General features: G+C 70.9%; 13 protein-coding genes. 3 read left to right on the plus strand and 10 right to left on the minus strand.

Annotation, left to right across the window (positions count from 1 at the left end; translation table 11 throughout):
* Nucleotides 1-7 precede the first annotated feature (7 nt).
* Nucleotides 8-1,387, minus strand: a complete 1,380-nt coding sequence (locus LW587_RS12050; protein ID WP_232629841.1) for an Nramp family divalent metal transporter — start codon at nucleotides 1,385-1,387, stop codon at nucleotides 8-10.
* Nucleotides 1,388-1,605: 218 nt separating this feature from the next.
* Between LW587_RS12050 and mntR the strand changes: the two genes are divergently transcribed.
* Nucleotides 1,606-2,076: a manganese-binding transcriptional regulator MntR gene (mntR, locus tag LW587_RS12055; protein WP_232629842.1), complete on the plus strand. Its 471-nt coding sequence runs from the start codon at nucleotides 1,606-1,608 to the stop codon at nucleotides 2,074-2,076.
* A gap of 13 nt (nucleotides 2,077-2,089) precedes the next feature.
* Nucleotides 2,090-2,398, plus strand: a complete 309-nt coding sequence (locus LW587_RS12060) for a hypothetical protein (protein WP_232629843.1) — start codon at nucleotides 2,090-2,092, stop codon at nucleotides 2,396-2,398.
* Nucleotides 2,399-2,474: 76 nt separating this feature from the next.
* Here the strand turns inward: LW587_RS12060 and LW587_RS12065 are convergent, their stop codons facing one another.
* The 9 genes from LW587_RS12065 to LW587_RS12105 form a co-directional block, all read right to left on the minus strand.
* Nucleotides 2,475-2,687, minus strand: coding sequence for a hypothetical protein (locus LW587_RS12065; RefSeq protein ID WP_232629844.1), 213 nt, complete (start codon nucleotides 2,685-2,687; stop codon nucleotides 2,475-2,477).
* Nucleotides 2,688-2,904: 217 nt separating this feature from the next.
* Nucleotides 2,905-4,509, minus strand: coding sequence for a sulfite reductase subunit alpha (locus tag LW587_RS12070; RefSeq protein WP_232629845.1), 1,605 nt, complete (start codon nucleotides 4,507-4,509; stop codon nucleotides 2,905-2,907).
* Nucleotides 4,506-6,293, minus strand: coding sequence for a NirA family protein (locus LW587_RS12075; RefSeq protein ID WP_232629846.1), 1,788 nt, complete (start codon nucleotides 6,291-6,293; stop codon nucleotides 4,506-4,508). The genes LW587_RS12070 and LW587_RS12075 overlap by 4 nt, the downstream gene beginning before the upstream one ends.
* Before the next feature lie 11 nt (nucleotides 6,294-6,304).
* Nucleotides 6,305-7,525: an NAD(P)/FAD-dependent oxidoreductase gene (locus LW587_RS12080; protein ID WP_232629847.1), complete on the minus strand. Its 1,221-nt coding sequence runs from the start codon at nucleotides 7,523-7,525 to the stop codon at nucleotides 6,305-6,307.
* A gap of 25 nt (nucleotides 7,526-7,550) precedes the next feature.
* Nucleotides 7,551-8,345 carry an ABC transporter ATP-binding protein gene (locus LW587_RS12085; protein WP_232629848.1) on the minus strand — a complete coding sequence of 265 codons (795 nt, stop codon included), beginning with the start codon at nucleotides 8,343-8,345 and terminating at the stop codon, nucleotides 7,551-7,553.
* Nucleotides 8,346-8,358: 13 nt separating this feature from the next.
* Complete coding sequence (gene ntrB / locus LW587_RS12090) at nucleotides 8,359-9,219, minus strand: nitrate ABC transporter permease (RefSeq protein ID WP_232629849.1); 861 nt, start codon at nucleotides 9,217-9,219, stop codon at nucleotides 8,359-8,361.
* On the minus strand, nucleotides 9,219-10,511 hold the full coding sequence (locus LW587_RS12095) for a CmpA/NrtA family ABC transporter substrate-binding protein (RefSeq protein ID WP_232629850.1): 1,293 nt from the start codon (nucleotides 10,509-10,511) through the stop codon (nucleotides 9,219-9,221). Before LW587_RS12095 ends, ntrB begins: the two co-directional genes overlap by 1 nt.
* 421 nt (nucleotides 10,512-10,932) lie before the next feature.
* The gene (locus LW587_RS12100) at nucleotides 10,933-11,946 is read right to left on the minus strand and encodes a CmpA/NrtA family ABC transporter substrate-binding protein (RefSeq protein ID WP_232629851.1); all 1,014 of its coding nucleotides are present in this window, start codon (nucleotides 11,944-11,946) and stop codon (nucleotides 10,933-10,935) included.
* Nucleotides 11,943-12,530, minus strand: a complete 588-nt coding sequence (locus LW587_RS12105; RefSeq protein ID WP_232629852.1) for an ANTAR domain-containing response regulator — start codon at nucleotides 12,528-12,530, stop codon at nucleotides 11,943-11,945. Before LW587_RS12105 ends, LW587_RS12100 begins: the two co-directional genes overlap by 4 nt.
* Nucleotides 12,531-12,715: 185 nt before the next feature.
* On the opposite strand from LW587_RS12105, the gene LW587_RS12110 reads away from it, so the two are divergent.
* On the plus strand, nucleotides 12,716-13,357 hold the full coding sequence (locus tag LW587_RS12110) for a hypothetical protein (protein WP_232629853.1): 642 nt from the start codon (nucleotides 12,716-12,718) through the stop codon (nucleotides 13,355-13,357).
* Nucleotides 13,358-13,402 lie beyond the last annotated feature (45 nt).

Consider the following 13,402-nt stretch of genomic DNA (forward strand, 5'->3'; position numbering starts at 1 on the left):
GCAGGGCTCACCCGCCCAGGACCGTGTCGACCAAGAGCTTCACGTTCAGCGCCACGATCAGCCCGGCGATGGTCCAGGACAGGACCGAGAGCCAGCGCGGGATCGTGAAGCTCCCCATCAGGCCCCGGTCGGAGACGAAGCGCACCAGCGGGATGACCGCGAAGGGCAACTGCATCGACAGCACGACCTGACTCAGCACGAGGAGTTTGGCGGTCCCCTGGTCGCCGTAGAGGGCGGTCACGGCGACGACTGGGACGATGGCGATGCCGCGCGTCACGAGCCGGCGCGCCCAGTCGGGCAGGCGCAGCCGCAGAAAGCCCTCCATGACGATCTGGCCGGCGAGCGTGGCGGTGACCGTCGAGTTGAGGCCGGAGGCCAGCAGCGCCACGGCGAACAGCGTCGAGGCGAGGCCGACGCCGAGCAGGGGCGAGAGCAGTTCGTGAGCCTGCTCGATCTCCTCCACGTCGGTCCGGCCGCTGGCGTGGAACACGGACGCGGCCAGGATCAGGATCGCGGCGTTGACGAACAACGCCAGCATCAGGGCGATGGTGGAATCGGCGACGGCGAAGCGCAGGGCCTCGCGCCGGCCGCTCTCGGTGCGGGGATAGGCCCGGGTCTGCACGATCGAGGAGTGGAGGTAGAGGTTGTGGGGCATCACGGTGGCGCCGATGATGCCGATGGCGATGTAGAGCGCGGCCGGATTGGTCACGATCTCCCGGGACGGGATGAAGCCGCCGAGCACCGCCTGGACCGGCGGCGCGGCGAGCACGATCTGGATCGCGAAGCAGACGAAGATGATGGCGAGAAGCCCGATCACGAAGGCTTCCAGCGCGCGGAAGCCCCGGCGCAGCAGCAGCAGCACCACGAACACGTCGAGCGCGGTGATGATGGCGCCGAGCGTCAGTGGGATGCCGAACAGAAGCTTGAGGGCGATGGCCGTGCCGATCACCTCGGCGAGGTCGCAGGCGATGATCGCCGCCTCGCAGATCAGCCAGAGGGCGAAGCCGACGGGGCGCGGGTAGCGGGCGCGGCAGGCCTGGGCGAGGTCGAGGCCGGTGGCGATGCCGAGCCGCGCGGCCAGCGCCTGCAGGACGATCGCCATCAGGTTCGAGAGCAGGATGACGGCGAGCAGGGTGTAGCCGAACTGGGCGCCGCCGGCGATGTCGGTCGCCCAGTTGCCCGGGTCCATGTAGCCGACCGAGACCATGTAGCCCGGTCCGAGGAAGGCCAGCAGCCGTCGAGGCCAGGAGCCCCCGAGGGCGACGGGCACGCTGGCGTTGAGCGCGCCGAGGCTCAACCCGGCGGGCGCCTCGCCGGCCCCGGCCGGATCCGGTTTGGCCGATGTCTCGCCCGATGGCGGCCGGGTTCGATCGATCGCCGCGTCCATCCGTTCCAGCGTCCTTAGCCCGCGTCCTCGAGCCGGCCGGCTCCGGCCGCGCTCGGTTATAGCCGGAGCTATAAAGGTGCGCCGATGCTTTGATCAAGGGTGCGCGATGGCCGCGTCGTGGGATTCCCGTTCGCGGGCGGCATGAGGTAGAGAATGACGGGCGGGTGCAGCCTCCCTGCCACCCCTCGACCCCGCCCACGAGGAGAGCGCCGTCCATCATGCAGGAATCGCCGCGCGAGACCGCCGAGCCCGACGACGGGGTGCCGCTCGTCGATCCGGAGGTCCATGTCGAGAGCTTTCGACAGGCGCGGGAAGCGCGACGCCTGGAACTTGTGGAGGATTACGTCGAACTCATCGCCGACCTGATCGGCGACGGCGGCGAGGCGCGGCAGGTCGATATCGCCGCGCGCCTCGGCGTCGCCCAGCCGACGGTGGCCAAGATGCTCAAGCGGCTGGCGGAAGACGGCCTCGTGCAGCAGCGGCCCTATCGCGGGGTGTTCCTCACCGCCGCGGGACAGGCGCTGGCCGCGCAGTCGCGGGAGCGCCACCGCCTCGTCGAGCGCTTCCTGTGCGCGCTCGGTGTCAGCGCGGAGACGGCGCGGCGGGACGCCGAGGGGATCGAGCACCATGTGAGCGCCGAGACCCTGGAGGCGTTCCGCCGCTTCGCCGACGCGCGCCTCGAATCGTGACGGAGCCGCCCGGATGGACCTGAACCCCCAACTCGCGGCGCTTGCCGCCGTCAGCGCCCGGCACGACGTGGCGGTGACCAACCTCGCCGAGAGCGTGGCCGAACTCGGCGCCAAGCAGGTCGCCCATCAGATGGCGGTGGGCTTCCTGGCGAGCGTGCTCCGGTCGATCGATTCCGACCATTACGACGAGCGCCTGGAAGGCTACCTCGCCATGCTGCGCGACGCCCTGTTCCGCGACGATCCCGACGCGGCCCTCGCCAACACCGTGCTGGACACCCTGGAGCGGTCCCTGCGCCCGGCGCAGGAAGAGGACGACCGCTGACGGCCAAGCCCGCGCGTCACCCGTCCGAACCGCCATCGGAGTCCGGAGGGCCATCCCCGAATGCCGCGGGGCCGGTTCAGGGTCGGTTCGGGTCCGTGGATTGCGCGTGCTGGACGAGCGCCGCCATTTGGGCCGGTGCGCGGAACACCCGGCCGTCCTCGGTCTGAACGTAGACGTTCGCGGCGCCCATGCTGGCAAAGGTCATGGCACGCTCCGCGGCCCTCAGGCCCAGCGCGTGGGGTTCGGCGGACGGCCCCGAGGGCGCGGTCCAGTGAACGGTATAGGGCATGGTTCGAGCCTCCTCGCGGCAAGATGATACGCCAAGGGGCGTTCAGGCGCGAGGGTGGGGGGCCGCGACGGTGCTTGTTCGGCACGATCGCCGAGATGTGGCTGTCACCGCCCGCTGCCGTCACAATCCCCAATGAACCGGGCCGATCCGCCGTCTGGCGGGTCGCCGCGCGACACCCGCGCCTGCGGAGCCCCGGTCGGGGCCCCGCGGGGCGCGGTCAGTACACGTCCGCCTGATAGCGCCCGGCCTTCTTGAGCGCGGCGAGATAGGCCACCGCCTCGTCCGGGTTCTTGCCGCCGTGCTGGGCGGCGACGTCGATGATCGCCCGCTCCACGTCCTTGGCCATGCGCTTGGCGTCGCCGCAGACATAGAAATGGGCGCCGCCTTCCAGCCACTTCCACAGCTCGACGCCGTTCTCACGCATCCGGTCCTGCACGTAGGTCTTCTCGGTGCCGTCCCGTGACCAGGCCAGCGAGAGGCGGGTCAGCACCTTGTCCTCCTTCAGGCCGTTCAGCTCGTCCTTGTAGAAGAAATCCGAAGCCTGCCGCTGGTGGCCGTAGAACAGCCAGTTGCGGCCCGGCGCCTGCGTGGCCGCACGCTCGCGCAGGAAGGAGCGGAACGGGGCCACCCCGGTGCCGGGGCCGCACATGATCACGTCCTTGGACGGGTCCGCCGGCAGGCCGAAGCCGTGCGCCTTCTGCAGATAGATCCGGACCTTGGTCTGCTCGGACAGGCGCTCGCCGAGATGGGTCGAGGCGACCCCCAGGCGCAGGCGCGACCGGTGATTGTAGCGCACGGCATCGACGGTGAGCGAGACGCGGCCGACATCCATCCTGGGCGAGGACGAGATCGAGTAGAGCCGCGGCTGCAACTCGTCGAGCGCCTCGAGGAACACCTCGGCGTCGGGGCGCGCGCCGGGGAACTTGTGGAGCGCGCCGAGCACGTCGAGAAAAGCGGCGTCACCGTCCGGGTCCTCGCCGGCGGCGAGGGCCTGCGCCTTCTTGCGGGCCGCGCCCGAGGTCAGCAGCGAGAGCAGCTGGTAGAGATTGTCCGGCGCCGCGCCGAGGGAATAGTCGGTCAGCAGCCGGTTGCGCAGGGTCTTGCCGCCGATCATCCGCTCGGGCCGGGTGCCGAGTTCGGCGATGACCGCGTCGACCAGGGCCGGGGCGTTGGCCGGGAACAGGCCGAGGGAATCGCCGGCCTCGTAGGTGATCGGCGTGTCCCTCAGATCGATCTCGATATGCCACGTCTCCTTCTCGCCGCCCGGCGCGTTGAGGCGCGTGCGCGACAGGAAGGTCGCCTCGACCGGGTTCTCGCGGCAGAAGCCGAGCGGCCCGAGCTCCGGCTCCTTCTTGGGGGCGTCGCCCGCCTCCGCCTTCGGCGCCGTCGTCCCCCCCGTGGCGCCGAACTCCTCGTCGAGCTTCTTGAGCATGCGAAGCGTTTCCTTGCCGCCGGGCTGGCAAAGGTTCAGCCGCTCTTCGCTCTTGAGGAAGATCGCGTTGGCGTAGTCGGCGCAGTTGTAGCCGCACTGCCCGCAATCCTGCTGGGCCATGGCGGCCATCAGCTTCTGCGGCTCGGAACGGTCCTTGGCGATCGCCATCCGGTCGTTGATCGGCATCGACGGGTCGTGCCAGGGCGCGTCGTCGTTGTCGGCCAGCTTCGGACCGGTCGAGGGCGCCGCGCCGGGCGCGAGGGCGGTGGCGCCCTCGACGGCCGGGCCGAGGAGGGCGGCGAAGTACCCCGACAGCCAGGAGCGCTGGTCGGCGTTGAAGGGGGCGCTCTCGGGAATGAGAACGAGCGGGGGCGCGACGTGCTGGGTCATGCGGCGGCCTCGAGGGCAGGGTGTTCTTCGGCGGCGTCGCGCAAGGCGTCGGGGCCGGTGCGCGCGGTGAAGGCCTGGAAGCTCTCGTCCGGGCCCTGGCGGCGGGCGAGATAGGCGTTGAGCAGGGCCTCGACCCGAGAGGGCGCGTCCTCGGCCTTGATCGCCTTCCAGATCTCGGTGCCGATCTTCGGGTTCTCGGCAAAGCCCCCGCCGACCACGATGTCGTAGCCCTCGACGGTGTCGCCCTCCTCCGAGACGACGACCTTCGCGCCGATGAGGCCGATATCGCCGATGTAATGCTGGGCGCAGGAATGGTGGCAGCCGGTGAGATGCACGTTCACCGGCACGTCCAGCGCCGGCACGGTCCGCTCGACGTGGTCGGCGATGATCATCGCGTGACCCTTGGTGTCGGAGGCCGCGAACTTGCAGCCGCGGGCGCCGGTGCAGGCCACGAGGCCCGAGCGGATGCCCGCGGCCTTGGTGGTGAGCCCGAGGGCGAGCACCCGGGCCTCGACCTCGGCCACCTTCGCGTCCGGCACGCCGGAATAGATGAAGTTCTGCCAGACCGTCATGCGGATCTGGCCGTCGCCGCATTCCGCGGCGATCGTCGCCAGCCCGCGCATCTGGTCGGTGGTCATCTTGCCGACAGGGAGCACCACGCCGACCCAGTTCAGGCCGGGCTGCACCTGGGCATGCACACCCACATGGCTGAAGCGGTCGGTCGGCCGGCGCGGCGCGACATGGGCGGCGTCGACCCGGTCGAGCTTGCGCCCGAGCTTTTCCTCGACGGCGGCGATGTACTTGTCGAAGCCCCAGGCATCGAGGACGTACTTCATCCGGGCCTTGTTGCGGTTGGTCCGGTCGCCGTTCTCGATGAAGACCCGGATGATCGCGTCGGCCACGAGGTTGCAGTCCTCGGGCTTGAGGATGATTCCGGTGTCGCGGGCCAGATCCTTGTGGCCCGAGATGCCGCCGAGCACGAGGCGCATCCAGACGCCCGGCGCGACGGCGGCGCCCTCCAGCACCGCGATCGCCTGGAAGCCGATGTCGTTGGTCTCCTCGAGCGCTGGCGTCACGCCGCCGCCGTCGAAGGAGACGTTGAACTTGCGCGGCAGCCCGTAGAGCGAGCGATCGTTCAGGATCCAGTTGTGCCAGGACTTGGTGAGCGGGCGGGTGTCCAGCAGTTCCTGCGCGTCGATGCCGGCGGCGGGCGAGCCGGTGACGTTGCGGATGTTGTCGGCGCCCGCGCCCTGCGCGGTCAGGCCGAGATCGATCAGCCCGTCGAGGAAGGGCTGGGCGTGCTCGGGCGCGATCTCGCGCACCTGCAGGCCGGCGCGGGTGGTGACGTGGCTGTAGGGGCCGCCATGGGCGTCGGCGAGGTCGGCGAGGCCGGCGAACTGCCAGTGCTGCAGGATGCCGTTCGGAACCCGGATCCGGCACATGAAGGAGGTCTGGGTCGGCGCGACCCAGAACATGCCGTGGTAGCGCCAGCGGAAATTGTCCTCGGGCTTCGGGGCCTTGCCGGTCGCGGCCTCGGCCTTCAGCCGGTTATGGCCGTCGAAGGGGTTCTCGGCGCGCTTCCACTTCTCCTGGTCGCAGAGCTTGCCGCCGTCCTTGACGGTCCGGTTCTGCGCCGTGATGTGGATCGCGTCCGGGCCGATCGGCTCCGCGGCGGCGGCCGGGGCCTGCCCGATCGCGAGGCCGCCGGTCATCCGGGCGGCGGCGATGCCGGAGGCGAACCCCTCCAGGTAGCGCTTCTGCTCGGTGTTGAAATCGTCTGCCATCGCTGCCTCACTCACGCTGCGAGGGTTTTCGGGGCCGGGCCGAACATCAGGTCGTCCCGGTCGTCAGGGGAGAGCGGCGCACCGGAGCGGATCAGCTCCTTGCAGCGCGCCTGCTCGGCGATGTCGCCGACGAAGACCGCCCCCGCGAGTCGGCCGTCGGCGATGATCAGCTTGCGGTAGAGGCCGGCGGCGGCGTCGTGCATCACGACCGCCTCGGCGCCCTCGGGCGTGTCGACCACGCCGGCGGAGAAGACCGGCAGCCCCGACACCTTGAGGCTGGTGGCCAGCGCGGTGCCGGGATAGGCGGCCGCCTCCCCGGTGAGGTGGCGCGCCAGCACCTCGGCCTGCTCGTAGGCGGGCTCGACGAGGCCATAGACCAGCCCGCGATGCTCGGCGCATTCGCCGAGGGCGAAAATCGACGGGTCGGAGGTGGTCATCCGGTCGTCCACCGTGATGCCGCGCCCGCAGGCGAGCCCGCAGCCCTGCGCCAGGGCCGTCGAGGCGCGGATGCCGACCGACATCACCACGAGGTCGGCGGGGATCACCGTGCCGTCCTTCATCCGCAGTCGCTCGACCCGACCCTCGCCCTCGATCGCGGCGGTGTCGGCCGACAGGATCATCCGGACGCCGCGGGCCTCCATCGCAGTGCGCACGAGGCGGGCGGCGGTGTGATCGAGCTGGCGCTCCATCACCCGGTCCATGACGTGGACGAGGGTGGTGTCGACGCCGAGTCGGGCGAGCCCGACCGCGGCCTCCAGCCCGAGCAGGCCGCCGCCGATCACCACGGCCTTGGCATGCGCCACCGCGGCGGTCCGGATCGCCGCCACGTCGGCGAAGTCGCGGAAGGTCAGGACGCCGGGCAGGTCGATCCCCGGCAGCGGCAGGCGGATCGGCAGGGAGCCGACCGCCAGCACCAGCCGGTCGTAGGGCAGGACATGCGTCTCCCCGGCGCGGGCGAGCCGGTTGCCCCGGTCGATCGCCGTCACCGGCGCGCCGGTGACGAGGCGAAGCCCGTGCTCCGCGTACCAGGCGAGCGGGCGGAAGCCGCAGGCGGCCTCGTCCACCTCCCCGCCGAGGAGCGAGGAGAGCAGCACCCGGTTGTAGGCCGCGACCGGCTCGGCGCCGACGACCGTGACGTCGAACCGCCCCGGCGCCCGCTCGGTCAGCCGCTCGAGGAAGCGGAGCGAGGCCATGCCGTTGCCGACGACGACGATGCGTTCCCTGTCGTCCATGGGTCGATGATCCCCCATCACGACGTCAGGCGGCGAGCGCCGGCCTGGCGTGGCGGGCGTAGAGGAACTCCAGCACCGCGGCGCGGGCGTGGACGTAGGTGGCGTCCTCCACGAGGTCGAGCCGGCGGCGCGGGCGCGCCAGCGGCACGGGCAGGATCTCGCCGATGGTGGCGGAGGGCCCGTTCGTCATCATCACGATGCGGTCGGAGAGCAGCACCGCCTCGTCCACGTCGTGGGTGATCATGATGACGGTGTTTCGCAGCCGCGTCTGGATCTCCATGAGCTGGTCCTGGAGATGGGCGCGGGTCAGCGCGTCCAGCGCGCCGAAGGGCTCGTCCATGAGGAGCACGGTCGGCTCCATGGCGAGGGCCCGGGCGATGCCGACGCGCTGCTTCATGCCGCCGGAGATCTCCGCCGGGCGCTTGTCGGCGGCGTGCATCATGTTCACGAGGGCGAGGTTGTGCGCGATCCACTCGGCGCGCTCGGTCCGGGTCTTCTTGCCCCGCACCACCTTGTCGACGGCGAGCGCCACATTCTCGCGCACGGTCAGCCAGGGCAGCAGGGAATGGTTCTGGAACACCACGGCGCGGTCGGGGCCGGGGGCGTTCACCTCGCGCCCGTCGAGCAGCACGCCGCCGGTCGAGGCCTTGAGCAGGCCGGCGACGATGTTGAGCACCGTCGACTTGCCGCAGCCCGAATGCCCGATGATCGAGACGAACTCGCCCTTGGCGATGTCGAGATTCACGTCGCGCAGGACCTCCGACGTCGTGCCGCCGCGGCGGAAGGAGATGCCGACCTGGGAGAGGGAAAGATGGGCCATGGACGGGAATCCCTCAGCTTGCGGAGGTGCCGCGGGTCACGAGCACGCCGACGCCGGCGACCAGCCGGTCGAGGACGAAGCCGATGAGCCCGACATAAACGAGGGCGACGATGATCTCTGAGATGTGGGAAGAGTTCCAAGCATCCCAGATGAAGAAGCCGATCCCGACGCCGCCGATCAGCATCTCGGCCGCGACGATGGCGAGCCAGGACAGTCCGACACCGATGCGAAGACCGGTAAAGATATACGGCGCCGCCGATGGAAGCATGATCTTGTAGAAAAATTCGATCGGGTTCAGCCGGATGACCGCGGCGACGTTGCGGTAATCCTGCGGAATGTTGCGGATGCCGACCGCGGTGTTGATGATGATCGGCCAGATCGACGTGATGAAGATCACGAAGATCGCCGAGGGCTGGCCGTCCCGGAAGGCGGCGAGCGAGAGCGGCAGCCACGCCAGCGGCGGGATGGTGCGCAGCACCTGGAAGATCGGGTCGAGGCCCCGCATCGCCCATTCGGACTGGCCGACCAGGGTGCCGAGCATCACCCCGGCGACAACGGCGAGCGAGAAGCCGAGCGCGACGCGCTTCAGGCTCGCCGAGATATGCCAGAACAGGCCCTTATCGGTGCCGCCGTTGTCGTAGAACGGGTCGATGATGATGTCCCAGGCCTCCGTCACGACCCGCGAGGGCGGCGGCAGTCCGGCGGTGGGGGAGGAGCACAGCACCTCCCACAGGAGCAGGAAGCCCGCCAGCACGACGAGCGGCGGCAGGATGCGGGCGGCGACGCCGCGCAGGCCGGCCAGGGTGACCAGGGGCGCGCGGGCCTTGGTGGCGCGGGCGCGGGCGGCGGTGGCGAGGGTTGCTCCGGTGGCCATCACGCGACCTTCTTGATGCCGAGGCTGGCGAGGTAGGCGGCGGGGTTTTCCGGATCGAACACCTTGCCGTCGAACATCGTCTCGACGCCGCGGGAGGTGGCGGTCGGGATCGCGGCGACGCCGAGGGCCTTGGCGGCCTCGCGCCAGAGATCCTCACGGTTGACCTTGGCGATCAGCGCCTTGGTGTCGGTCTGGGGGTCGAACTTGCCCCAGCGGATGTCCTCGGTGAGGAACCAGAGGTCGTGTGACTGGTAGGGATAGGAGGCGTTGTCGGCCCAGAACTTCATGATGTGGGGGCTGTTCTCGACGATCCGGCCGGTGCCGTAGTCGAACTTGCCCTTCATCCGGTCGACGACGTCGGCCACCGGCACGTTGATCCACTGGCGCTTGGCCACGATCGCCGCCATCTCGTCGCGGTTCTCAGGCTTGTCGCACCAAGCTTGCGCCTCCATCACCGCCATCAGCAGGGCCTTGGCGGCGTTGGGATACTTGTCGACCCAGGCCGCGCGCATGGCGAAGGCCTTTTCCGGATGGTCCTTCCACAGCTCGCCCGTGGTGATCGCGGTGTAGCCGACGTTCTGGTGGATGAGCTGCTCGTTCCACGGCTCGCAGACGCAGAAGCAGTCCATCGTCCCGACCTTCATGTTCGCCACCATCTGGGGCGGCGGCACGACGATGGTCTCGATGTCCTTGTCCGGGTCGATCCCGCCGGCGGCGAGCCAGTAGCGGATCCAGAGGTCGTGGGTGCCGCCGGGGAAGGTCATGGCGGCCTTGACCGCCTTGCCGGACGCCTTCTTGGCCTCCAGCGCGGCTTTGAACGGCTTGGTGTCGAGGCCGATCTTGTGGTCGATGTGCTCCTTGGCGATCGAGATGCACTGACCATTCAGGTTCAGCCGGGCCATGATGTACATCGGCACAGGCACGTTGTTCTGCGTCACCCGGCCGGCGGAGATCAGGTAGGGCATCGGGCTGAGGATGTGGGCGCCGTCGATGCCGTTGCCCTCGGAGCCGAGCACGAGGTTGTCGCGGGTGGTGCCCCAGCTCGCCTGCTTCAGCACGTCCGTTTCCGGCATGCCGTACTTGGCGAAGAGGCCCTTCTCCTTGGCGACGAAGAGCGGCGCGGCGTCGGTCAGCGCGATGAAGCCGAGCTTGGCCCCCTTCACCTCCGGCCCCGCGCCCTGCGCGAAGGCGCCCCCCGGTAGCGCGGCGCGGGCCGCGCCTGCGAGGGCGAGCGCTGCGGCGGCGCCCTTGATGACAGAGCGGCGGGTCGTGTGGCCGTGATCCATGCTCATCCGCTTCTTTGTCCCCAGCGCGCCCTTGAGCGCATGAAAAAAGCCGCCGTCCGGGGGATCGCCAGCGCGATCGAGAATCGCCGCGTGCGAACAGTCCGGATCAGCGGCCTTGCTGACGGTCGGGTCCATCGCCGTTGACGGGCCCGTGACGAGGGCTCGCAGGAAGCGTGCCAAGCCCGCCAAGAGACTGCCTGTGCGATCGGGTCGGCCGGTCGCGCCCCAGGGCATGCGGTCGGGGGCGGCGGCGGCATCCGGCCCGCCCGCCGCGGATGCGGCGGCCTGGCTGCCTTCTCGTGAGGCAGTCGGCGCAGACTGCCTAAATTCTCGGCGAATGGTCACGCTTTGGAGGAGCTGCCCCCCTCGGGGCGGCCTCGCGGACGCGCAGGCACGCCCACCGGGGCGCGCTGCACGCAAGCCGGACTCAAGGGGCCGTCGCCGCCTCGAACAAATCCGGCCGGTAGAGCGCCGCCGCCCGGTCCGCGAGCCCCGCCGCGTCCGCCTGCCCGCAGGCGATCATCTGCGCCGCGAACCAGCGGGCATGGTCCGGGTCGGGCCGGTAGACCGCCGGGTCGAGGCGCAGATAGGCCGGGTTCGTCCGTGGCCGGCCGGCCGCGTCGACGATCAGGTCGCCGCCGAGGGTGCGGGCGATCAGGGAGGCGTCCGACCCGAGCCCGGCCCGCTCCGTCAGGAGCGCGGCGAGCGCCGGGCGGTTCTCCGGCGCCGCGCACCACAATCCGGCCCGATGGACGGCGCGGATCAGGGCCGGCGCGTCATCGGCCCCGCGGGCCTGCAGGGCCAGCACCTTTTCCGGGCAATCGGGCGCGATCTCGCAGCCGAGCGCCGCGATGCGACCGAGGCCCGCGGCTACGGCGATGCTGTTCCAGGGGGCACCGACGCAGACGCCGTCGATGAGGCCGCGCGCGAGCGCGTCCACGGTCTCGGGCGGTGGCACCACCACGAGGCGCACCGCCGCGTCGAGGTCGAGCCCGCCGAGGCGCGCGAACCGCCGGAGCTGGTAGGAATGAGAGGAGAAGGGATGGACGGTGCCGAGGGTGAGCCCCCGTCCGGCCCCGGCCCGCTCCCGGGCGACCCGGGCGAAGGCGGCGGCGACCGCGGCGAGCCCGTCATCCTCCGGCGCCATCGCGGCCCAGAGCCCGTTCGAGACGGTGAGCGCGTTGCCGTTGAGGTTCAAGGCCATCGGCACGCAGAGGTCGGCCTGCGGCCCCGACAAGCCGAGCGCACTGGCCAGCGCGAGCGGCCCGAGCATGTGGGCGGCGTCGAGATGGCCGAGCGCCAGGCGGTCGCGCAGGGTCGCCCAGGAGGGCTCGCGGGAGAGGACGAGGTCGAGCCCCTCCTGGCGGGCGAAGCCGAGATCGGCCGCCGCGATCACCGCGGCGGCATCGACGAGCGGGACGTATCCGAGGGTGAGGGTCATCCGAGCAGGTCCGCCGCGGTGACGATCGCGCGGGCGATGTCGGCGATCTTGCGCTTCTCGTTCATCGCCTGGCGCCGCAGGAGGCGGTAGGCTTCGTCCTCGCTCAGGCCCTTGCGCGCCATCAGGATGCCCTTGGCCCGCTCGATCAGCTTGCGGTCGGCGAGCTCCGAGCGCGCCTCCTCGAGTTCGCGCTGGAGCCGGGCGAAGGCGTTGAACCGCAGGATCGCGATGTCGAGGATCGACCGGATGCGGTCGTTGCGCAGGCCGTCGACCACGTAGGCCGAGATGCCGGCATCCACCGCCGCCTGCATCATGGTCTGGTCCGAGCGGTCCACGAACATCGCCACGGGCCGCTCGGCTTGGCGCGAGAGGCCCGACATCTGCTCCAGCACGTCCCGGCTCGGGCTCTCCAGATGGACCACGATCACGTCGGGCTGGAGGCTCGCCACCCGGGCCTGGAGGCCGGGCCCGTCGGGGATGACGGCGACCGTGCCCACGCCCGCGGCGCGCAGACCCTCCTCCAAGATCGCCGCGCGGGCGGGACTCGGGTCGATCACGGCGACGGTGAGGCTGGGCTCGGTCATCGAGGGCCGGGAAGCGTTGAGGGCGCGGACGGGGATTCGCGCGGTGATGGCACCGGAGGCAAGAGGCCCGCAGCCGCGATCATCGCCCGAATCTGTAACAGATCGGCAAGGCGGCGGCCCCGCTTCTGCCGCAAACCGAGCCGTAATCTCAAGCCACGGGCGAAACCATCAGGAGGATTCGGTCCATGCGCATCGTCGATCCGCTCCGTCAGCCGGAGTTGGCCGCGACGCATCGCGGGGTCGTTCCACCGCTCCTGCCGACGCTCGCCCTCGCCCTCGTCGCCGGCCTGCTCTCGCTGGCCTGCCACGAACCCACCCCGACGCCCGCCAAGGCGGCCTTCGTCCGCCCGCCCGCCATGGCCTCGGCGCCGGGCCTCTCCGCCTTCGACCCGGGCCGCGCGCTGGTGGGTGCCGACCTCGCCCCGGTTCCGGCGAGCGAGGCCTTCGCCCGCTTGGTTCCCCTCGTGGCGATGGTCGAGCCGCAGGCCCGCGCCGCCCAGATCGGATCGCAAGTCGGATCCCAGGTGGCCGCTCAGGTCACCGTTCAGGTCACCGGCCCCGCCCGCTCCGAGCGCCGCCGACCGGCCCCGAACCGCCTCGCCGCGACGCCCCCCGCGGCGACGCAGGCGAGCGCCGCCAAGGCGCCGGCCGACGCCGTCGTCCCGACCGCGGTCGCCACCGAGCCCGCGGGCGGCCGCCTCCTGCCCGACGGCGCCCTCCCCTTCGTCGACACCGCCGACGCGGTGTGGGACGCCGCCCGCACCCTCGGCACGGGTGTGACGAGCGTCGGCAGCTCGGTGATCACCCTCGTCTCCGACCTGCGCTGAAGACCGTCCCCGACCCACCGTCTCGCATTCGTTCCGAACGACGCC

This window comes from Methylobacterium sp. Leaf118 (genome assembly GCF_920984675.1).
GTDB lineage: Bacteria > Pseudomonadota > Alphaproteobacteria > Rhizobiales > Beijerinckiaceae > Methylobacterium.